Source organism: Facklamia hominis CCUG 36813 (assembly GCF_000301035.1).
GTDB lineage: Bacteria > Bacillota > Bacilli > Lactobacillales > Aerococcaceae > Facklamia > Facklamia hominis.
Genome location: NZ_JH932292.1, coordinates 872892 through 893096, shown reverse-complemented (window position 1 = coordinate 893096; position 20205 = coordinate 872892). Strand labels below are relative to the sequence as shown.

Here is a 20205-nt window from a genome sequence, read left to right as displayed (position 1 = left end):
CTTATGAATAATCGACACAAAATTGACGAAGAAAAAATACAGATAGATATAAGGTATATTACAACTTTGTTAGTCATTGCTTTATTCATTCAAATCGTTATTTTAGCCCTATATTATTTCAAAGAAAAACAAGTGGCCTTAGCTTTTCCAATGGTGTTGGGAATTTTTGTTAATTTTGTCGCTTGTGTGAAGACTAGCCAATTGGGCAAATAATGGATTGTCTATAAATAGTTATTCGTGTTTTGCCAAGTGAAGTTTTTTCTGCGGATGAATAAGGAAAATTAAATTAATCCTTGCAATCTTGACTTAATCGTGCTTTAATGAATCTAGAAGTCATTTGACTCTATGAAAAGCCAAAATGAGGTCTCTCTCAATTTTAGAAAGCGACTGGTTGATGAAAAGTCCCATTGATAGATCTTATTACCTCTTTTCATTTTTTTCGACTGAAAATTAGATAGGTAAGTCGAGACGGTAGAGCCGTTAAACTCTTTTGAGATTACCAATTTGGTAATGAAATTGGGTGGAACCACGTAATTAGACGTCCCATTGGTTATATAGTAACCAATGGGATTTTTTTTATGATAGAGGAGGAAAATATATGTCACTTATTAAGATTACTTTACCGGATGGCTCGGTTAGGGAGTATGAATCCGGTGTTACCCCTGATTTAATTGCAGAGTCCATTTCTAAGTCCTTAGCTAAAGCCACCTTAGCTGCTAAACTGAATGGTCAAATTATTGATCACAATCACCCAATTGTAGAGGACGGACAGGTGGAGCTATTAACTGATAAAAGTCCGGAAGCCCTCGCAGTATTAAGACATTCAGCGGCTCATTTGATGGCGCAAGCTTTGACGCGTTTATATCCTGGTATTCATTTTGGGGTAGGTCCTGCCATTGAAAATGGCTTTTACTATGATACGGATAAAGAAATTCCCTTAACCGATGAGGATCTACCGAAAATCGAAGCAGAGATGAAGAAGATTGTGGCAGAAAATTACCCGATTGAAGGCAGAGAAGTGAGTCGTGAAGAAGCTTTAGAAATTTTCAAAAACGATCCTTATAAATTAGAATTAATTCATGATTTACCAGAGGATGAAGTGATTACAGTATACTCACAAGGAGAGTTTACGGATCTTTGTCGAGGGGGACATGTTCCTTCAACAGGTAAGATTAAAGTCTTTAAGCTCTTGTCCTTAGCGGGGGCCTATTGGCGTGGAAATTCTGATAATAAGATGATGCAACGGGTTTATGGAACAGCTTTCTTTAAGCAAGCAGATCTAGATGCTTTCTTAAAACAACGAGAAGAAGCGAAGGAAAGGGATCACCGTAAACTGGGTAAAGAATTGGGACTTTTTATGCTGAGTCAAGAAGCAGGCTCAGGCTTGCCATTCTGGCTTCCTAAAGGAGCAACCATTCGTCGAGTGGTAGAACGCTATATTCAAGATAAGGAAATTGAACTAGGTTATCAGCATGTTTATACCCCAGTAATGGCTAAAGTGGACTTGTATAAGACATCTGGTCACTGGGACCATTATCAAGAGGACATGTTCCCACCAATGGACATGGGAGATGGGGAAATGCTTGTTTTAAGACCTATGAACTGTCCGCATCATATGTTGATTTATAAAGATGATATTCATTCATACCGTGAATTACCAATTCGCATTGCAGAGCTTGGTATGATGCATCGTTATGAAAAATCAGGTGCTTTATCAGGTCTTCAACGAGTTCGTGAAATGACACTCAATGATTCTCATATTTTTGTGCGACCCGATCAGATTAAAGAAGAATTCACACGGGTCTTAAATTTAATTCAAGAAGTTTATCGTGATTTTGGGATTACCGATTATCGTTATCGTTTATCCTACCGTGATCCTAAAGATACAAAGAAATACTTTGATGATGATGAGATGTGGGAAAAAGCTCAAGCTATGTTAAAAGAAGCGATGGATGAGTTAGGATTAGAGTATTTCGAAGCGGAGGGAGAAGCAGCTTTCTACGGACCTAAGCTAGATGTTCAGTTTAAGACAGCTATGGGGCTTGAAGAAACGATGTCTACGGTTCAATTGGACTTCTTATTACCGGAGCGATTTGATTTAACCTATGTAGGTGAAGATGGACAAAATACCCATCGTCCTGTGGTTATTCATCGTGGAGTGGTATCGACAATGGAGCGTTTTGTTGCCTATCTGATTGAGGAATATAAAGGCGCTTTCCCAACTTGGTTAGCACCTGAGCAAGTGGTATTAATTCCAGTGAATCTCGAAGCACATGGAGATCATGTTGAGGCTATGTATCACCAATTACAAGCACAAGGTATTCGGGTTGAAATGGACCTTCGTAATGAAAAATTAGGTTACAAGATTCGCCAAGCTCAAACGCAAAAGGTACCTTATCAATTAGTAATTGGAGATAAGGAAGTGGAATCTGGTAAGGTGAATGTTCGCCGATATGGTCATGAAGAGACACAGGCAATGTCTTTAGAAAGTTTTATTGAGCATATTAAAGCCGATATTGCCAATAAGAGTCGTATTAAAGAATAAATATATCAAAAGCGAGAAACGGGCTAGCCCATTTCTCGCTTTTTTGTAATATGATTTTTGAGCGATCTTTCTCAAGACACGTTAAAGTATATTAAAATATTTTTATACATTAATATATCCCTTGCTTGTTTAGTTGACTGCTTATTAATTTATCAACCGTCTAATAACTCAAGATTATTTCTAGTGTTTTCACTTAGATTTCTCATAAATTGCATGAAAATTATAAATCTTGTTAAATTGTAGGGTTCAATTTGATTGAGGAGCCACCGATTTAGAAGGGGAATATCTTTTTAAAGAAATTGGTGATGGCATTGTCGCGATGATTTGTATAATTATTCGTCGATTTTTCTTTATTGGCTTTGTTTGGATTAGCTTGGTCTAGTGAACCTTGGATTGATGCTTCGAGTGCTTCCTGGTCAGCAAGACTTAGATGTTTATTGGAAGGCAGCTGATCGTTTTTATAAAGATCTGGGTATTGGGCTAAAGCATCTAATAGAGTATAGATCTCTTGGTAAGGGCTAGAAAAGCTACCATCTTCGCGCATCATATTGCCCATAGAGACTGCAATTATTTTTCGACCATTTTCTTGCCCAGTGGCTACAAAATTCAAGCCGGCAGCATCGGTTGATCCAGATTTAAGACCTGTGATACCTTCGCGTCCATATTCTTGACCAGGTAATAGTTTGTTGGTCGTGTAGAATATCTGTTCGTAATCCGTCCCCTCTTTGAAAACGTATTGTTGCTTTTGAGAAATCTCTAATATCTCAGGGAATTCTTCCACAGTATACTGAGCCATGAGGGCAACATCTTGGGCAGACATGACATTTTCATTGGTTTTATCGGAACCAGGTAGTCGCCAAGACTCAGGGACTAGACTATTGGGAAGACCAGATACTGTATAAAAGGCAAAGTCGCGCATTCCCCACTCTTTAAGCTGATCAATAATAGCTTGGGTACCCTCTTGCTCGGAACCATAAATATGCCACATTAAGACAGAAGTTGCATCATTTCCTGACTTCATAATGACACCATGGAGTAGGTCTTTAACAGAATAAGAAACACCACCAACAAGTCCTGTACTTGATAATTCAGGATCATCAGATAGGACAGAAGTAATCTCTTCAGGGGCTTGAATTTCCTCATCCATACTCAAGCGACCTTCTTTGATGGCCTTGAAGACTAAATAAGTAGAAATAACTTTTGACATGGAAGCAATAGGATAAGGAATATTGCCTTCTTTTTGAGCAAGAATATGATGGGTTTCCTCATCAATGACAGCATAAGAACGAGCCTCAAGTTCTTGATCAAATTTTTCTAATAAATCATTGGGGTAATTGTCTGGCATAACTATTGGATCAATGTTTTGAAATTGTTCTTTAGACCAGGAAAAATGAGGGGTTTTACTCAATTGGTTAACTTGAGCATTAATCTGGTTAGGAAGTGTAATTAGTGAACCAGCTAGACAGCAGAGACTGAGATGGATGACTAATTTTCGGGTAAGTTTAGGAAGTTTAAGCATAGGTTTCCTCCTTGTATAATAAAGTCAATCGTGATCATTATACCTCAACTAAGTTCGATAGCCAATAAAAGTCATAGACTCTTTGAAAATTACTAGTAATTAAGAGGGCTTTGAGGTAAGATTTTACTAATATGAACTTGGAATGTTCTATGCTGAGATGAGGGAGTGATTTTTTTTGCTTAAATCTTTATTTTCGAACGTATCCAGTCTATCTACCGATGAAAAGGTATTTTTATTAACTTCCTTTGCAATTCTCTTGCCTTATTATATTTGTGGGCCGGTGATAATTATGGCGACGATTTATTTAACGATTCGTCACTGGAAAGATCTTATATCAGATATTAGTCAGTTGCGTTATTTGCTGATATTTGTGATTTATGCGATCGCAGTGGCTCTGTATTATCGGAATTATCTAGGAATACTACTTCCTCTTGCCTTTGGTACATTTGGTCTCTTCTTTTTGATATATAAACAGCTAGTCACAGCTCGACTTTATCGATGGAATTTAAAGATATTTACCTGGGGTTCGATTTTATTAGCGTTTTACGCTTTTGGTCATTATGTAAATCAAGTATTAAGAGCAGGCTATGATTTGATGTATATTTTTAAATATCAAAATCTGCAGACGCGAGCTCAAGCCACGGTCTTCAATCCTAATTATTACGGTTTGCTCATTGCGATGGTCTTGGTGATGGCCATTTATCTAATTTTTAAATCGCGAAGTACTTCTGAGCGAATCTTGTCTTATATTGCGATCTTTATGAATTTAATAGCACTTATCCTAACGGGATCGCGTTGGTCGATTCCAACGGTCTTTTTAGGTGTTGTTATGATGGTTTTGGCTTTAAAACCAAAATTAGCTCGGATCTTAGCAGTAGCATCATTCGGTTTAGTTGCGGGACTTGTTTTGAAGCCCAGTCTCTTGCCGCGATTTGCTAATTTGGCTCATGGTTTTGCGGATCGATATGGAATATGGTTAGCGGGTTGGAAGTTGTTTGAAACCAGCCCTTTAATTGGCCGTGGTTCCATGACTTTTGTTAAGTTTTACTATTTAGTATCTGACCAAGCTAAAATGCATGCTCATCAAATTCTTATTGATAGTTTAGCTAACTATGGTATTTTTGGAATGATGCTGCTTATTCTTTTTTTAGGTCCATTTTTCCGTGGGCTAGTTTTTCAACTAAAGGAATGGGGGTTGACTCCGGAGTTGGGTTTAATAATTAGCTTGATAGGAGTATGCCTATTTCATGGATTAATGGATGTTTCGATTATCTGGGTGCAAATGGGTTATATGCTTTTATGTTCAGTAGTTGTTCCTGATGAAACTTTGAGAGAAATCCAAACAAGTTAAGTTGAAAAGAACTCGCTAGCTTGTACCGACCCCCAAAAGTTAGACCAAAAAATCTAACGATTGGGAGGTCGGTATTTTTATGGCAAAATATAGTTTTGAATTTAAGAAGAAAGTTGTTTTAGAATATTTGGATGGTAAAGGGGGAACACACTATCTTTCTAAAAAATATGGATTGGGTTCTAACTCACAGCTACGTAAATGGATCAATACATACAAGGCTTTGGGAGATAAAGGATTAATGCGTTCTCGTAAACGAACAAACTATTCTTTCGAGAAAAAGCTTTCTGTTGTAGAATTATATCTATCAAGTGAAATTTCGTATCAAGAATTGGCGATTCAAGAAGGTATAACCAACCCCAGTATGATTAGTCATTGGGTTAGCCGTTTTCGCGTTGCCGGTCTTGATGCTTTGAGACCACGCAAGAAAGGTCGAAAGAAAAAAATGGATAAATCTAAGATAGACATTAAGGCTCTGGAAGTTGAAGAAAGAACAGTGGATGTCAGTGCAGAACATGTTAAAAAATTAGAGGATGAACTGCTTAAGCTAAGAATTGAGAATGCCTTTTTAAAAGGACTGAGGAGGCTGCGTTTAGAGGACGAGGAAAAAATGAGAGAACGGCACTCGTCATCAACAACCTCCGAAGAGAATTCAAACTAAAAGACCTTCTCTCTTATATAGGTATGCCTAAGGCAACCTATATGTATTGGCGAAAACGAATTAATCGAGAAAATCCTGATAAAGAAATCGAGGAAAAGATACTAGAAATTCGAGAACGTCATAAGGATTATGGCTATCGTCGAATGTTAGGAGAATTAAGAAACCAAGGCTATCGCATTAATAAAAAGAAAGTTCAACGTATAATGCAGAAGCTAGGATTACAAGTTACATCCTTCACCCGCAAGAGTCGCAAGTATCGTTCTTACAAAGGGAAAATTGGAAAAGTTGCACCTAATCGCATAAAGAGACGGTTTAACACACACATCCCCCATCAGAAGATTACAACAGATACTACGGAGTTTAAGTACTATGAGGTGGATTCTAAAGGACATATGACCATGCACAAGCTTTATTTGGATCCATTTATGGATATGTGCAATGGAGAAATCCTAAGCTATGGAATTGATAAACAACCTTCAGCTAAGAACGTCATGGATGCCTTAGAAGAGGCTATGGCAATAACTTCTGATTGCCCATATCGAAGAACGTTTCATTCTGATCAAGGATGGGCATATCAGATGAAGGCATACACTCATCGCCTTAAAGAAAACCAGATTTTCCAAAGTATGTCACGCAAAGGAAACTGTCATGATAACTCTGTTATGGAAAACTTCTTTGGTATCCTTAAGCAAGAAATCTATTATGGTGTACTTTACTATAGTTATGAAGAATTAAAGACAGAAATTGAACGATACATTAAGTATTATAACGAGCAAAGGATAAAAGAAAAACTAGGATGGATGAGTCCCGTGCAATACAGGCTTAGCCTCTTGGTTGCATAAAAAATTGCGTAACAGCTTGTGATAGCTGTTACGCAATAAAGTCTAACATTTGGGGGTCACATCACTATTAAATAGCTAGCGAGTTCTTTTAGCAACTTTTTTCTTAATTAATGGCTTAATTGATAGCGGTAGTATTGGTTGACCCTTAGATTCAACTCTCCCATGAATAAGTCAACGGTCCCAATATCTCGTGTCATAAGCACTAAAATATAAGCAGGACGTTTGCCATCGTAGTAGATGCCAATATCGTGGTAGCCGGGCCCGTATTGACCATATTTTGTGGCCATTCCATTTTTGACAAAGAGCTTAAAACGTTCATTGGGTTCCGAGAGAAAGAGATAATTTAAGATACGCTGATGTTGATCCTCGGTGGCCACTTGGTATAGGTAATTTTGCAGCATTCGTGGAGTGGCATAGTTAAGATGCGATTTTAAGCTTTCGGGTGGGTTTTTGAGTTTAGATTGCTTAATAATGGCAGTCCAATAATCCCCGACATGTTTAGAATAATAATCAATCAAAATATTCCAAGCGGTATTGTCGGAATAGACTAAGGCGTTATACACTAGATCATCGACGGTGTAGGAGGATTTTAGGGGATGGTTAGTAATATCTCCTGCTCCTTCTTCGAAATGCGAGGGGTTTGCCTGGAGGCGGGTGGTCCAATTAAGCTTATGCTGTTTGATAAGGTTCGAAATTAAGATACAAGTACTTACTTTATTGGTAGAAGCAGCATGGATAGCTTTGTTCTCATTAAGATAGTAACTTTCACCAGACACCAGATTATAATAGGCGATTCCAAGATTTTTCTTTGAAAATCCATATTGATTAATCACTTCGTTAATGACTTTTTCCATGGAATCGAAATTGTCATAATTCCAAGAATCCAATTCAAAACTTTCGTCTTCTAAATTAATCGTTTCTTTAAAGCTGGCCATTTTTTCTTCCTTAATATTACGTGTTTGTTTTACGGCGGCAACGTCTTCCTGCTCATTTTTTTCTTCTGGTTCAGGTGTAATTTGTGTGTGACTACATGAGCTTAGGAAAATTATCCCTATTAATAGGCTGAAAAGTTTTTTCTGCATACGACTTCACCAATCTTTTTTTATCGTTCTCATTGTAGCAGAGTTTAAAAGTAAAAGCGATAGAAGTAGCTTCACTAAAAAATGATCTCAAGAGTTCTTGCTTTCATCCGAGTATTATGATATGATACTAAAAGTTGAGACAACAAGTAGAGACAGCTGTTTCTCGCCGGGCACTAAAGTGTAGGGCTAATCATGATAAAACCTATATCATAGGTTTTTTGATGGAGAAATGAGCGCGTCTTTGGACGGGCTTTTTGTGTTTTTACTTAAACTCATCAAATATAATGGAGGTGGACTCATATCGCTAAAGAAGCCTTGATAAATGATCAAATTCGCGCAAAAGAATTGCGAGTTATCGGAGATAATGGAGACCAAATCGGGATTAAATCTTTAAAAGATGCACTAACGATTGCGGAATCGTTTGAATTGGACTTAGTCTTAGTATCGCCCCAAGCCAAGCCCCCAGTGGCTCGGATTATGGATTATGGCAAATATCGCTATGAACAACAAAAGAAAGAAAAAGAACAACGCAAAAATACCAAGACGGTTAATGTTAAAGAAGTACGGTTTAGCCCTTCGATCGATGACCACGATTATCAAACAAAATTGCGTCAATCAATCAAATTCTTAGAAAAAGGCGATAAAGTGAAAGCGAGCATTCGATTCAGAGGACGCTCGATCACTCATAAGGATCTAGGACGAGATGTTCTAGAGGACTTTATTGAAGATACCAAAGATATTGCGGTTGTTGAATCAAAGCCGAAGATGGAAGGGCGTAGTATGTATACTATAGTGGCCCCTAACACAGATTCTGGCAAATAATTATACAATCAAAAATCAACATATTTAGGAGGATTACCATGCCAAAACAAAAAACTCACCGTGGATTAGCTAAACGTGTTAAGAAGACTGCTTCTGGTAAGTTGAAAAGAGATCATGCCTTTACTTCTCACCGTTTCCATGGAAAAACTAAAAAACAACGTCGTCAATTAAGAAAATCAGGACTTGTTTCTGCTTCAGATATGAAACGAATCAAGCAAATGATCGACGCATTATAGAATCAGGAATAGGAGGACTAAAATATGGCACGTGTTAAAGGTGGATATGTTACTCGTCAACGTCGTAAACGTACCCTTAAATTAGCAAAAGGTTACTATGGCGCAAAATCTAAATTATATAAAACAGCTAAGCAACAAGTAATGAAGTCATACATGTATGCTTACCGTGATCGTCGTCAAACCAAACGGAACTTCCGTCGTTTATGGATCACACGGATTAATGCAGCGGCACGCCAAAATGGTTTGAGCTATTCTGTTTTAATGAATGGTTTGAAAAAGGCTGGTATTGAAGTTAACCGTAAGATGTTAGCGGATTTAGCAGTTAATGATGAAGCAGCTTTTTCAGCTTTAGTAGAAGAAGCTAAAAAAGCATTGGCTTAATTCGATTTTTGAAAGACTGGGATCGTTCCCGGTCTTTTTTTGTTGGAGATAGGTTGAGGGAGGAAATAACGTTTACTCTTTATCATACCATTGCTTTGTTAGTTGTTCGAGTCCTAAAACAAAAAGAATCGACCGCAATTCCTAGGAAAATTTTCGAAGGGGAAGCAATCGATTAGAAAGGTTGAATAAAGGTCTTAATGGAGAATGAATAGAGGATGAGTCGATTTGATGTTTATCGGTGAACAGTCACACTGGCAAATCATCATTTGGTCTAAGAGTTCTAGAGCACTCTTTAGTGTAACGTTATCTTCAATTTTATAGCCGCCTAAGTCATTTGTTGAATCAAAAACCACCAGAGTAGGTGTTTTATGAACAGTCATACTTTGTGCAATTTTTAAATCATTAAGGTATAATTTACGGACTAATTTTGACTGATAGTCTTCAATGAATAGGTCTACATCTAAATTAGCTAGTTCTGCAATTTGATAAAGTGTATCCTGAGTAAGTTTGGACATATCTTTTTCTAAATTGTTTTCTAAGCAAAGAAAATAATGCCGACTTTTTTGTTTACCTTGTAAGCTAGCAGATTTAATGGCCAATGCGGTATGATAAAGTTTATGGTAAACTTCATTGCGAACTTTTAAGGAGCAGTTCGTCAAACCGATTCGGCTTAAAAAATCGTTGAGAATATATTCATTACAAACACATAGGATATTCAAGTCTACTTTGGAAGAAATGAGCGCTTTAGTTCGACTGATTTCTTGTTCAGAAAAGAAACATTTGCGACCTAAAGGATTTACAAATAAATAAAAATCAAAATATTTAGCATGACCATTGATATGATAATCAATAAGATATTTATTCATTTGATTTCCTCCTTTGTTATTGAATTCCAAGTCACCATTATAGTAACACATAGATGAGATATATAATAATGATATGCTTTATATTAATTAAACTAATAAGTAGACCTATGCTATTATCTAATCAAGCTGATAAAAAATCAATCCTTTTTTGAAATCTTTTATTAAATCTTTCTCTTATGATAAAATAAATCTGATTATGAGTTTAGGGAGGGTTTGTCCGTGCGAGAGGACTTTATTGAAGATTGGGATCTTTTTTTAGCCCCTTATGCGCAAGCAGTGGCTGAATTAAAAGTCAAGCTTAAAAATATTCGTCAAGAATTCCACGATTTAGATCGCCACGCACCGATTGAGTTTGTGACTGGGCGTGTTAAATCAAAGGAAAGTATTTTAGAAAAAATGGATATGCGGCAGATTGCTCCCGAAGAGATTCTGATAGGTGTGCAGGATATTGCTGGGATCCGAATTATGTGTCAATTTGTAGATGATATCTACGAAGTAGCGGATATCTTAATGGAGCGTTCGGACTTCAAGGTGATTTTAATCCGCGATTATATCAAGAAACATAAACCTTCGGGTTATCGTTCTTATCATATGGTATTGGAATATCCGATTGAGCGGGTACATGGTCAGGTTCAGAATGTGATTGTGGAAGTTCAGATTCGGACTTTGGCGATGAATTTCTGGGCGACGATTGAGCATTCCCTAAATTATAAGTATGATGGTCAATACCCTCAAGCTATTTTAAGCCGTTTGCAACGTGCGTCTGAAGCTGCCTTTCGTTTGGATGAAGAGATGAGTGCCATTCGTGAAGAAATTCGTGAAGCAAATAAGATTTTTGATAGCCGTTTTCAAAAAGAGGATCCTCGGTTACCAAAATCACGAAATGAAGGTAGCAATTCATGAAGAAAATAGCTATTTATCGAAATTCCCATACAGCCTCTATTCAGTTAGCGAGTAAGGTGAAGGAAAAATTAGTTCAAGCGGGGTTTATTTGTCAAGAAGGGTTATTAAATCCAGATTACGTTCTATCCATAGGTGGGGATGGAACCCTTTTAGGAGCTTTTCATGCTTATGAAGATCATATGGATCGTGTTCAATTTTTAGGCTTGCATACTGGACATTTGGGCTTTTATACGGATTGGTTACCTGATGAGTTCGATCGTATGATTGATAGCTTGGTTCAGAACCGTATGAAAGAAACGTCTTATCCTTTATTAGAAGTTAAGCTTTATTTTCAAGATCAAACGATCGAACGACGTCTGGCTTTAAATGAGGTAGCTCTTCGTTCGTTTGGTAAGACGATGGTGTGTGATGTGTCGATCAAGGATGTCTTTTTTGAGACTTTTCGAGGCGATGGACTCTGCGTGGCAACACCTACGGGGTCGACAGGATTGAATAAGTCTCTAGGTGGTGCGGTGTTGCACCCTTGTGTCGAGGCGATCCAAATGACTGAGATGGCATCGGTTAATAATCGTTTATTCCGAACTCTGGCTTCGCCGATTATTTTGCCAAAACAGGAATGGCTAGATCTTTATCCTCAAGAGGCAGATATTCCTTTATTCTTAAGTATTGATCATTTGTTTAGAGATCATTGTCAAATTGAACGATTACGCCTGCAAATGGCACAAGAGCGAGTTCATTTTGTCTATGCGAAGCATTTACACTATTGGGACCGGGTAGAAGCTTCTTTTATTGGTCACCGACAAGTGGATAAGCCACCCCTTCAAGGAGATAAGTCATGGAATTAAATTGGATCTATCAAGAGGATCAGCCGATGACGATTAAAGCTTTTTTGAATCAACAAAAATTACCACGAGCCTTTATGCGTGATGTTAAATTCGCAGGCAGTATTTACTTAAATTATGTTAAGGTGCCGATTCGATTTTTCATTCAAAAAGGCGATCATCTACGTTTAGTGGCTCCGGTTGAAGAGGGTTATGATTCGGTTGTGGCCTCATCGATTCCCATCGAGATTGTTTATGAAGATCGCGATTTGTTGGTTATTAATAAGCCAGCGAATGTCACCTCAATCCCTTCAGTTAAGACACCTGATTCATCGATTGCCAATCGAATAAAAGGATATTATCAGTCTAAAAATTATCAAGATCAAGTGATTCATATTGTTACTCGTTTAGACCGTGATACAACCGGTTTGATGTTGGTAGCTAAGCATCGTTTGGCCCATGCCTTAATGGATCGTCAAGTAAAACAAGGGACATTTTATAAATTTTATGAAGCCTTGAGTTCACGTAAGAATTGGCCGGATCATCAGATAATTGATCAACCCATTGCTCGTTGTGGCGATTCCATTATTACCCGTAAGGTGGATCCTCAAGGGCAGAAAGCCAAGACGGAATATTGGACCATAAACCGTTATCAATTAGGGAGTCACTTAAGATTGAGATTGCACACGGGGCGTACACATCAAATCCGTGTTCATTTAGCTCATGAAGGAGGGCCTTTAATTGGTGATGATTTATATGGAGGGCCAATGGATCAAGGGTTGATGCGACAAGCGCTTCATTGTAAAGAACTGCATTTTATTCACCCTTTTACCCAAGAACCCATGCATTTTAACCAGTCTTTACCCCAAGATATGATAGATTGGTTAGCTAGACAGAAGAAGCAGGAGGACCGTTATGGAAGTATTTGAAAGAAGTTTTGAAGACAGTTTAGCCATTTTCAAGCAATTATTACAGCATAAAAAGATGACGCGTTTTAGGAATGAATACTTAGCCCTACATACTTATGATCAGGCTAAGCTTTTCAACCATTTTGAAGCCCAAGAAAGAGCCTTGGTCTATCAATATTTATCTCCAGACGAAATCGCAGAAATCTTTGATGATATGGAGAATGAAAATTTTGATTTGAGTAAGGAATATTTTTTAGAGATGGAAAGCATGTATGCTGCTACTGTCTTAGCAAAGATGTATGCCGATAATGCAGTGGATGTTTTGAATCATATTGAGGACCGCGATAAAATCGCTATTTTTCTTCATTTGATGCCTAAGGAGGCGGCTAGTGAGTTATCTCAATTGATGAATTATATTGAGGATAGTGCCGGTTCAATTATGACTACCGAATTAGTGATGGTTCAAGAGAACTTTACGGTCAAGGAAGCCTATGACTATATTAAGACCTGTGCTGTTGATGCAGAAACTATCTACTATGCTTATGTGGTAGACGAAGATCGTATATTAAAAGGTGTTATTTCATTGAGAGATTTAATTCTCAAGGAAGATTTGACACCGATTAAGGAGATTGAAAATACACGGGTTATTTCGGTTCAAGTGTCAGATGATAAGTTGGAAGTTGCTAAAATGGTACGCGACTATAATCTATTAGCTTTACCGGTTGTGGGATTTGACCATAAATTATTGGGTATTATTACTGTAGATGATGTACTAGATGTTATGCAAGAAGAGGCGGATAGTGATTATTCCGGTTTGGCAGCAGTTGATGTTAATGAAACCCATAAAAGTCCATTGTCTGCTTCTAAGAGTCGTTTGCCTTGGTTAATCACCCTATTGTTCTTGGGAATGGGGACCGCTTCGTTAATCAGTCAATTTGAAGGTTTGATTTCAATAGCCCCTGTTTTATCTATTTTTGTGACGCTAATAACAGGAACGGCAGGTAATGCCGGGACACAATCTTTAGCAGTTGCGGTTCGTAAGTTAACGAATCGCAGTGAGGATGATCCATTCTTTGAGTCTTTTGGCTTTGAGATGTTAACGGGAGTGATTACAGGTATTGTGATGGGGTTAACGATTGCTTTAGTAGCAGGTATTTGGAAACAGAATCTATTATTAGGCGTGATTATTGGGGTGGCAATGGCCTGTGCGATTGTTGTAGCCAATATTGCAGGGGCTCTAATTCCAAAGGTGATGCTTAAGTTTGGCTTTGACCCTGCGGTCGCATCAGGACCTTTTATTTCTACTTTGAGTGACTTAACGTCAGTTTTTATTTATTTTACGATTGCTAGTTTATTCCTAAGTTATCTTTAAAATGAAAAAACAATAAGGATTTGAAAAGTCATTGAATTTCTTTTAAATCCTTTGTATAGTGGTATTAAGCGATTACAAATCAAGGAGTGATTAAATGGTAGTAGATTTAAATTATCAATTAGATGCAAAAACAAGAGAACGTCTCGAACGAGTGAAAGCACTCACTCAAATTCCTTCACCTACCGGTTATGCTCAAGATATTTTAGATCATATTCAAAAAGATCTAGCAGATAAAGGGATTCAAGCTCAATCAACGCATAAGGGTGGTTTATTAGTTACTTTAGAAGGAAAAGATACCGAGCGTCATCGTTTTATGACGGCCCACGTTGATACTTTAGGGGCTATGGTCCGTGCGATTAAGCCAGACGGACGGTTGAAGTTAGATTTGATTGGAGGCTACATGTATAACGCCATTGAAGGTGTATACTGCCTAGTGCATGCGGCTCAAACTGGCAAAACCTATTCTGGCACCATTTTGATGCATCAAACTTCAGTCCACGTTTATCGCGATGCTCGCACTGCAGAACGTAACCAAACGAATATGGAAGTTCGTCTAGATTATCCTGTTTTTTCACCGGAAGATGTTGCTGAATTAGGAGTTCAAGTGGGAGATTTCATTTCTTTAGATCCTCGAGCTGAAATAACAGATTCTGGATTTTTAAAATCACGGCATTTAGATGACAAAGTAAGTGTTGCTTTATTAATTGAAGCGATGGAAGCCATTCAAAAAGGTGAATTATCCTTGGCTCATACGACACATTTTTATATTTCCAACAATGAAGAAATTGGATATGGTGGCAATTCGAATATTGATTCCCGAGTTGAAGAGTATATTGCGGTGGATATGGGAGCGCTAGGTGATGATCAGACTTCTGATGAGTACACTGTTTCGATCTGTGCTAAAGATGCTTCTGGCCCTTATCATGTCGGCCTTCGTAATCAATTGGTGTCCTTATGTCAAGAAAATGAGATTCCCTATAAGATTGATATTTATCCACTTTATCAAAGTGATGCATCTGGTGCCATGTTCTCTGGCCATGATGTTAAGCACGGGTTATTCGGGGCAGGTATTGATGCGAGCCATGCTTTTGAACGTACACATGCGACTTCAGTGAATGCGACTTACGAATTAATTCGTCATTATCTAGAAAGTTCTATGGCTTAAATGAGGAAAAGTCTGTTCAAGCTCGGTTATTTTTGGTAGGATAGATTGGATATTAAGAATAATGGGGTGGCAAGGTGGATAAAATTTCTGAAATTTCGACGGCTCTTTTTGGCTATAACCGTCAACAAGTTAGTCAATTAGTTGAACATAGGGATCAGAAAATAAAAGAACTTGAAAACCAATTGCTTCAAATGCAGCAGAAAATTCAAACCCTTGAAAAAGACTTATCCTATTATCAATCGATCGAGGCTGCTCTAAAAGATGGTTTGGTAGATGCGCGTAAAACGGGGAACGAGATTATTAGTCATTCTCAAGAACAAGCCGATCAACTTCTAGAACGTACCAATGAACAGGTTATTCAATTTAAGGAAAATCTGGCGCATTATAGTCAGGAATTGGCTGACACAGGATTAGACCTTAAAGACCGTTTAAAGACAATGCAGTCACAAATGATCGAGATGATGGAAGAGCAAGTTCAATATCTTAAAGCACAGGATTTTGAACGTGTTTATCCAGATAAGCAGATTGATCGTTTTCTTAACCAAGTGGATTACTATCGAGAAGAGGATCGTTTAAGCGTAATTACAAAGGAAGTTCGACCGAATAAAGATCCTTTGACTCAAGATGAAAAAGCGACCTTGCAACGATTAGTGCAAGAAGTGATCAAGAATGAAACAGAGCATTTAAAGCAAGAGGATGATAAGCTTTTGCACTTTAAGCAAGGCTAGTTGAAAAAAATAGATTGAAATGAAAGCTGGCTTTGTCCAGCTTTCTTATTTGACTATATGAAAAAGAATTTATTTTGAGGAGTTATAAATGGAAGAAAACTTGAACAAAGAAGTTAAACGTCGGCGGACATTTGCGATTATTTCTCACCCGGATGCTGGTAAAACAACCATTACAGAACATCTTCTGCTATACTCAGGAGCAATTCGAGAGGCTGGGACTGTCAAAGCTAAAGGGAAAAAATCGAACAAATTTGCCAAATCAGATTGGATGGAGATCGAAAAGCAAAGAGGGATCTCTGTTACATCTTCGGTAATGCAGGTAGACTATGATGGGTACCAGATTAATATCGTAGACACGCCTGGTCACGAAGATTTTTCGGAAGATACCTATCGGACCTTGATGGCAGTGGATGCTTGTGTGATGGTGGTGGATACAGGCAAGGGTATTGAACCTCAAACTAAAAAACTCTTTGAAGTGGTTTCCAAAAGAGGTATTCCTATTTTTACCTTTATGAATAAGTTAGACCGAGATGGGCGAGAACCTCTAGATTTAGTTTCTGAATTAGAAGAAGTCCTAGGTATTGATGCCTATGCTATGAACTGGCCGATGGGTATGGGTAAGACTTTGTTAGGTCTTTATAATTTATATAATCAGCGTTTAGAAATTCGGCACTCGCAGGATGAAGATGAGTTAATAGATTTAGCGGATCCAATGCTGCTTCAAGGTCAATATGATTTCACTAAGTCTTCCATTTATAGTCAAGCGATTGAAGAAGCCGATTTATTACATGAAGCCGGGAATCAGTTTGATCGAGAAAAAGTTAATTGTGGAAAATTAACACCAGTCTTCTTTGGGTCAGCTTTGACAGGATTTGGAGTACAGACCTTTTTAGATGCATTTGTGGATTTAGCACCTAGTCCAGCAGCTGTTGAGACGGTAACTGGTGAGGTTATAGATCCGGTTCAAAAGAACCTAACTGGTTTTATTTTTAAGATTCAAGCGAACATGAATCCGGCTCACCGAGACCGAATTGCATTTGTGCGAATTATTTCAGGCAAATTCGAAAAGGGTATGAACGTGACTCTTCAACGAACGGGTAAGACTTTAAGGATGGCTCATACAACCCAATTTTTGGCAGATAGTCGTGAAGAGATTCAAGATGCTTATGCAGGAGATATTATTGGTCTCTATGATACAGGCAATCTTCAAATAGGAGATACCATTTATGCAGGTAATCAGGAAGTTCAATTTCCGGATTTACCTCAATTTACCCCTGAATTATTTATGAAAGTATCGCCAAAAAATGTGATGAAACAAAAATCCTTTCATAAAGGAATGCAACAACTCGTTCAAGAAGGCGCTGTCCAACTCTATCGTTCTTATCATACAGAAGAGTATATTATTGGAGCGGTCGGGGCTTTGCAGTTTGAGGTTTTCCAATATCGTTTGAAGAATGAATATAATGCTGAAGTGGAGATGGAGAATATGGGCTCCAAAATTGCTCGCTGGATTGATCCTGCTGAATTAGATCCGAAAATGTCTTCATCACGCAATTTGTTAGTTAGAGATCGTTTTGACCAACCGGTATTCCTTTTTGAAAATATGTTTGCCGAAAATTGGTTTAAAGATAAGCATCCAGAAGTTCATCTTAAACAATTAATGTAATAAAGAGCGTACTAATGGTATAAATAACAATGACCTGGTGGTATGTGGAAAGATTTAAATCTTATTAATAGGACCAGTAATCGTCAGTTACAGCCATGGCAGTCGTCTATTAAAGTGACCACAATTGCTAAAATGTAGTTTTGGAGAGCGAATGGTTTATAAATGGATTCAAGATTTTATGAACTAGTTGAGTTATTTATGTTTAGTTCTTGACAAAAATCTATTTTCTATCGCTTTTAACCATTTTTTTGTGTATAATTATGTCAACGTTTACCTTTAGCATAAGGTAAGTGATTTACCATCGAAGCAATATCATTAAGGAGAGATCAAATATGAAAAAGGAAAACTTTGTTGTAACATCAGAAACTGGAATTCATGCTCGTCCAGCTACTTTGTTAGTACAAGCAGCAAGTAAATTTTCTTCAGATATCACGCTAGAATATAAAGGAAAATCTGTTAACCTTAAATCCATTATGGGAGTGATGTCTTTAGGTGTGGGTCAGGGATCAGAAGTAACTATTCTTACAGAAGGTTCTGATGAAGAAGAAGCAATGGCTGTTGTTAAAGAGACAATGAAAAAAGAAGGATTATCAGACTAATGTCGCAAAAGTTGAAGGGGATCGCTGCCAGTGATGGGATTGCGTTAGCCCCTCTTTATTGTTTAGAAAAGGCGGATTTAAGCTTTAATACTTATTATGTGAAGGATCCAGACCGAGAAAAAGAACGGTTGCTTCAAGCAATTGAAGCTTCTAAACAAGAGATTGATCAATTGCGCTCTCAAGCTTGTTTAACCATGGGTGAAGAAGAAGCAAAGGTGTTTGATGCACACCAGTTAATGCTAGAAGATCCAGAGTTCTTACAAGCGATTTATGACAAAATATTAAATGAACATCTAAATGCAGAGGCGGCTTTACAACAGGTGTGCCGCTTCTATTTGACTAGCTTTGAAGCGATGTCCGAGAATGACTATATGAAAGAGCGTTCCATGGATATTCGAGATGTTAGTCAACGATTGATGGCGCAGCTCCTAGGAAAGCAGTCAAAAGGTTCTTGGCAATTAAATCAACCTGCTATCATTGTGGCTCACGATTTAACGCCAAGTGATACGGCTCAGTTAGATCCCCGCTTTGTAAAGGCCTTTGTAACTGAAGTGGGTGGTCGGACCTCTCATTCAGCGATTATGGCTCGGTCGCTTGGAATTCCAGCCATCGTGGGTGTAAAAGATTTAATGGTTAAGGTTAAGGGGTGTCAACACGGGATCGTGGATGCTATATCAGGGCACTTTATATTAAAACCTAGTCTTGATGAGCAGGCAGTTTATCAAGCAAAAATTAACCAATTAGATCAAGAGTCCCAGCAGTTGCAAGCCCTTATTCATAAAAATACCCAATCTAAAGATGGAGTAAAGGTAGAGCTTGCTGCTAATATCGGTAGGCCGGAAGACTTGGAGATGGCTATCAAGAACGGGGCAGAAGGGATCGGTCTATATCGTACTGAATTCTTATACATGGATTCAGACACTATGCCTAGTGAAGAAGCACAATTTAAGGCTTATAAATTCGTTTTAGAAAAAATGGCTCCAAAACAAGTCGTGGTTCGAACCATGGATATTGGTGGGGACAAAACATTACCCTATATGACAATGCCTCAAGAGATGAATCCATTTTTAGGATATCGAGCAATCCGCTTATGCTTGGATCAAGAGGCCCTTTTTAGAATGCAACTTAGGGCTTTGTTAAGAGCCTCTATCTATGGGCAGTTAAGAATTATGTTTCCGATGATCGCTAGCTTAGATGAGTTTCGCCAAGCTAAACGAATTTTTGAATCAGTAAAAGAAGAATTAATTCAACAGGGACATTCTGTTTCTAGCGATATTCAATTGGGTATGATGATTGAAATACCAGCAGCAGCGTTATTAGCAGATCATTTTGCTAAGGAAGTAGATTTCTTTTCAATAGGCACTAATGATTTGATTCAATACACGATGGCTGCTGATAGAATGAATGAACGAATTTCATATCTTTATCAACCCTTTAATCCCTCTATATTGAGATTGATAAAATTTGTGATTGATGCTGCTCATAAAGAAGGAAAATGGGTGGGTATGTGTGGTGAGATGGCAGGAGAAGCAGCGGCTGCACCTTTATTATTGGCTATGGGTTTAGATGAATTTTCGATGTCTGCAGCTAGTATTTTAAAGCAGAGACACTTAATTCGTAAACTGGATAGTCAGGTTGGTCAGTCGATTTTAGACCGAATTTTGAATGAAACCTGTACCCAAGAAGAGGTTCAAAGATTATTAGAAGCTATCATTGCTGAAAGTTAGTCTGGCTAATGATT

19 protein-coding genes are annotated in these 20205 nt (G+C 37.9%); 16 read left to right on the top strand and 3 right to left on the bottom strand.

Annotated features, from left to right (window positions below; genetic code table 11):
* Positions 1 to 3 precede the first annotated feature (3 nt).
* Together HMPREF9706_RS04080 and thrS are read left to right on the top strand one after the other, a co-directional pair.
* Entirely contained in the window at positions 4 to 213 is a 210-nt protein-coding gene (locus HMPREF9706_RS04080; RefSeq protein ID WP_006908119.1) for a hypothetical protein, read from the top strand.
* Positions 214 to 598: 385 nt separating this feature from the next.
* Complete coding sequence (gene thrS, locus HMPREF9706_RS04075) at positions 599 to 2545, top strand: threonine--tRNA ligase (RefSeq protein WP_006908118.1); 1947 nt, start codon at positions 599 to 601, stop codon at positions 2543 to 2545.
* Positions 2546 to 2816: 271 nt separating this feature from the next.
* Here thrS and HMPREF9706_RS04070 read toward each other — a convergent pair whose 3' ends face one another.
* The gene (locus tag HMPREF9706_RS04070; RefSeq protein WP_006908117.1) at positions 2817 to 4064 is read right to left on the bottom strand and encodes a D-alanyl-D-alanine carboxypeptidase family protein; all 1248 of its coding nucleotides are present in this window, start codon (positions 4062 to 4064) and stop codon (positions 2817 to 2819) included.
* 175 nt (positions 4065 to 4239) lie between these two features.
* Here HMPREF9706_RS04070 and HMPREF9706_RS04065 point away from each other — a divergent pair, with 175 nt between their 5' ends.
* Positions 4240 to 5415, top strand: a complete 1176-nt coding sequence (locus HMPREF9706_RS04065; protein ID WP_006908116.1) for an O-antigen ligase family protein — start codon at positions 4240 to 4242, stop codon at positions 5413 to 5415.
* 79 nt (positions 5416 to 5494) lie between these two features.
* A protein-coding gene (locus HMPREF9706_RS08920) for an IS3 family transposase (protein WP_155949073.1) occupies positions 5495 to 6915 on the top strand; the annotation gives its coding sequence in 2 pieces (ribosomal slippage) (positions 5495 to 6062 and positions 6062 to 6915; 1422 coding nt in all).
* A 107-nt stretch (positions 6916 to 7022) separates the two neighbouring features.
* Here HMPREF9706_RS08920 and HMPREF9706_RS04050 read toward each other — a convergent pair.
* On the bottom strand, positions 7023 to 7997 hold the full coding sequence (locus HMPREF9706_RS04050) for a serine hydrolase (protein WP_006908114.1): 975 nt from the start codon (positions 7995 to 7997) through the stop codon (positions 7023 to 7025).
* Positions 7998 to 8297: 300 nt separating this feature from the next.
* Between HMPREF9706_RS04050 and infC the strand changes: the two genes are divergently transcribed.
* The 3 genes from infC to rplT are packed head-to-tail and all read left to right on the top strand — an operon-like array spanning position 8298 to position 9436.
* Positions 8298 to 8819 carry a translation initiation factor IF-3 gene (gene infC, locus HMPREF9706_RS04045; RefSeq protein WP_081580744.1) on the top strand — a complete coding sequence of 174 codons (522 nt, stop codon included), beginning with the start codon at positions 8298 to 8300 and terminating at the stop codon, positions 8817 to 8819.
* A gap of 38 nt (positions 8820 to 8857) precedes the next feature.
* Positions 8858 to 9055: a 50S ribosomal protein L35 gene (gene rpmI, locus HMPREF9706_RS04040; RefSeq protein ID WP_006908112.1), complete on the top strand. Its 198-nt coding sequence runs from the start codon at positions 8858 to 8860 to the stop codon at positions 9053 to 9055.
* A 24-nt stretch (positions 9056 to 9079) separates the two neighbouring features.
* Positions 9080 to 9436, top strand: coding sequence for a 50S ribosomal protein L20 (gene rplT / locus HMPREF9706_RS04035; protein ID WP_006908111.1), 357 nt, complete (start codon positions 9080 to 9082; stop codon positions 9434 to 9436).
* A 194-nt stretch (positions 9437 to 9630) separates the two neighbouring features.
* On the opposite strand, the gene HMPREF9706_RS04030 is transcribed toward rplT, so the two are convergent.
* Positions 9631 to 10302 carry a DsbA family protein gene (locus HMPREF9706_RS04030; RefSeq protein ID WP_006908110.1) on the bottom strand — a complete coding sequence of 224 codons (672 nt, stop codon included), beginning with the start codon at positions 10300 to 10302 and terminating at the stop codon, positions 9631 to 9633.
* Between the two features lie 219 nt (positions 10303 to 10521).
* On the opposite strand from HMPREF9706_RS04030, the gene HMPREF9706_RS04025 reads away from it, so the two are divergent.
* The 9 genes from HMPREF9706_RS04025 (at position 10522) to ptsP (ending at position 20191) form a co-directional block, all read left to right on the top strand.
* Positions 10522 to 11205: a GTP pyrophosphokinase gene (locus HMPREF9706_RS04025; RefSeq protein WP_006908109.1), complete on the top strand. Its 684-nt coding sequence runs from the start codon at positions 10522 to 10524 to the stop codon at positions 11203 to 11205.
* Positions 11202 to 12050: an NAD kinase gene (locus HMPREF9706_RS04020; RefSeq protein WP_006908108.1), complete on the top strand. Its 849-nt coding sequence runs from the start codon at positions 11202 to 11204 to the stop codon at positions 12048 to 12050. The genes HMPREF9706_RS04025 and HMPREF9706_RS04020 overlap by 4 nt, the downstream gene beginning before the upstream one ends.
* Positions 12041 to 12955: an RluA family pseudouridine synthase gene (locus HMPREF9706_RS04015; protein WP_006908107.1), complete on the top strand. Its 915-nt coding sequence runs from the start codon at positions 12041 to 12043 to the stop codon at positions 12953 to 12955. Before HMPREF9706_RS04020 ends, HMPREF9706_RS04015 begins: the two co-directional genes overlap by 10 nt.
* Positions 12942 to 14306 (top strand): magnesium transporter, encoded by a 1365-nt coding sequence (gene mgtE / locus HMPREF9706_RS04010; RefSeq protein WP_006908106.1) that lies wholly within the window; start codon positions 12942 to 12944, stop codon positions 14304 to 14306. The genes HMPREF9706_RS04015 and mgtE overlap by 14 nt, the downstream gene beginning before the upstream one ends.
* Positions 14307 to 14400: 94 nt before the next feature.
* Positions 14401 to 15471, top strand: coding sequence for a M42 family metallopeptidase (locus tag HMPREF9706_RS04005; protein ID WP_006908105.1), 1071 nt, complete (start codon positions 14401 to 14403; stop codon positions 15469 to 15471).
* A 74-nt stretch (positions 15472 to 15545) separates the two neighbouring features.
* Complete coding sequence (locus HMPREF9706_RS04000) at positions 15546 to 16199, top strand: DivIVA domain-containing protein (RefSeq protein WP_006908104.1); 654 nt, start codon at positions 15546 to 15548, stop codon at positions 16197 to 16199.
* Positions 16200 to 16287: 88 nt separating this feature from the next.
* Positions 16288 to 17865: a peptide chain release factor 3 gene (locus HMPREF9706_RS03995; RefSeq protein ID WP_006908103.1), complete on the top strand. Its 1578-nt coding sequence runs from the start codon at positions 16288 to 16290 to the stop codon at positions 17863 to 17865.
* 332 nt (positions 17866 to 18197) lie between these two features.
* Positions 18198 to 18464 carry a phosphocarrier protein HPr gene (locus tag HMPREF9706_RS03990; protein WP_006908102.1) on the top strand — a complete coding sequence of 89 codons (267 nt, stop codon included), beginning with the start codon at positions 18198 to 18200 and terminating at the stop codon, positions 18462 to 18464.
* A complete protein-coding gene (gene ptsP / locus HMPREF9706_RS03985; protein ID WP_006908101.1) occupies positions 18464 to 20191 on the top strand; it encodes a phosphoenolpyruvate--protein phosphotransferase in 1728 nt (575 codons plus the stop codon). Before HMPREF9706_RS03990 ends, ptsP begins: the two co-directional genes overlap by 1 nt.
* The last annotated feature ends 14 nt before the right edge of the window (positions 20192 to 20205 follow it).

Coding starts and splice junctions, on each gene's coding strand:
- HMPREF9706_RS04020 (WP_006908108.1), top strand. CDS start 11,202: ATGAAGAAAATAGCTATTTATCGAAATTCCCATACAGCCTCTATTCAG.
- HMPREF9706_RS03990 (WP_006908102.1), top strand. CDS start 18,198: ATGAAAAAGGAAAACTTTGTTGTAACATCAGAAACTGGAATTCATGCT.
- rpmI (WP_006908112.1), top strand. CDS start 8,858: ATGCCAAAACAAAAAACTCACCGTGGATTAGCTAAACGTGTTAAGAAG.
- rplT (WP_006908111.1), top strand. CDS start 9,080: ATGGCACGTGTTAAAGGTGGATATGTTACTCGTCAACGTCGTAAACGT.
- HMPREF9706_RS04080 (WP_006908119.1), top strand. CDS start 4: ATGAATAATCGACACAAAATTGACGAAGAAAAAATACAGATAGATATA.
- thrS (WP_006908118.1), top strand. CDS start 599: ATGTCACTTATTAAGATTACTTTACCGGATGGCTCGGTTAGGGAGTAT.
- HMPREF9706_RS04070 (WP_006908117.1), bottom strand. CDS start 4,064: ATGCTTAAACTTCCTAAACTTACCCGAAAATTAGTCATCCATCTCAGT.
- HMPREF9706_RS04015 (WP_006908107.1), top strand. CDS start 12,041: ATGGAATTAAATTGGATCTATCAAGAGGATCAGCCGATGACGATTAAA.
- ptsP (WP_006908101.1), top strand. CDS start 18,464: ATGTCGCAAAAGTTGAAGGGGATCGCTGCCAGTGATGGGATTGCGTTA.
- HMPREF9706_RS04005 (WP_006908105.1), top strand. CDS start 14,401: ATGGTAGTAGATTTAAATTATCAATTAGATGCAAAAACAAGAGAACGT.
- HMPREF9706_RS04050 (WP_006908114.1), bottom strand. CDS start 7,997: ATGCAGAAAAAACTTTTCAGCCTATTAATAGGGATAATTTTCCTAAGC.
- HMPREF9706_RS04030 (WP_006908110.1), bottom strand. CDS start 10,302: ATGAATAAATATCTTATTGATTATCATATCAATGGTCATGCTAAATAT.
- HMPREF9706_RS03995 (WP_006908103.1), top strand. CDS start 16,288: ATGGAAGAAAACTTGAACAAAGAAGTTAAACGTCGGCGGACATTTGCG.
- mgtE (WP_006908106.1), top strand. CDS start 12,942: ATGGAAGTATTTGAAAGAAGTTTTGAAGACAGTTTAGCCATTTTCAAG.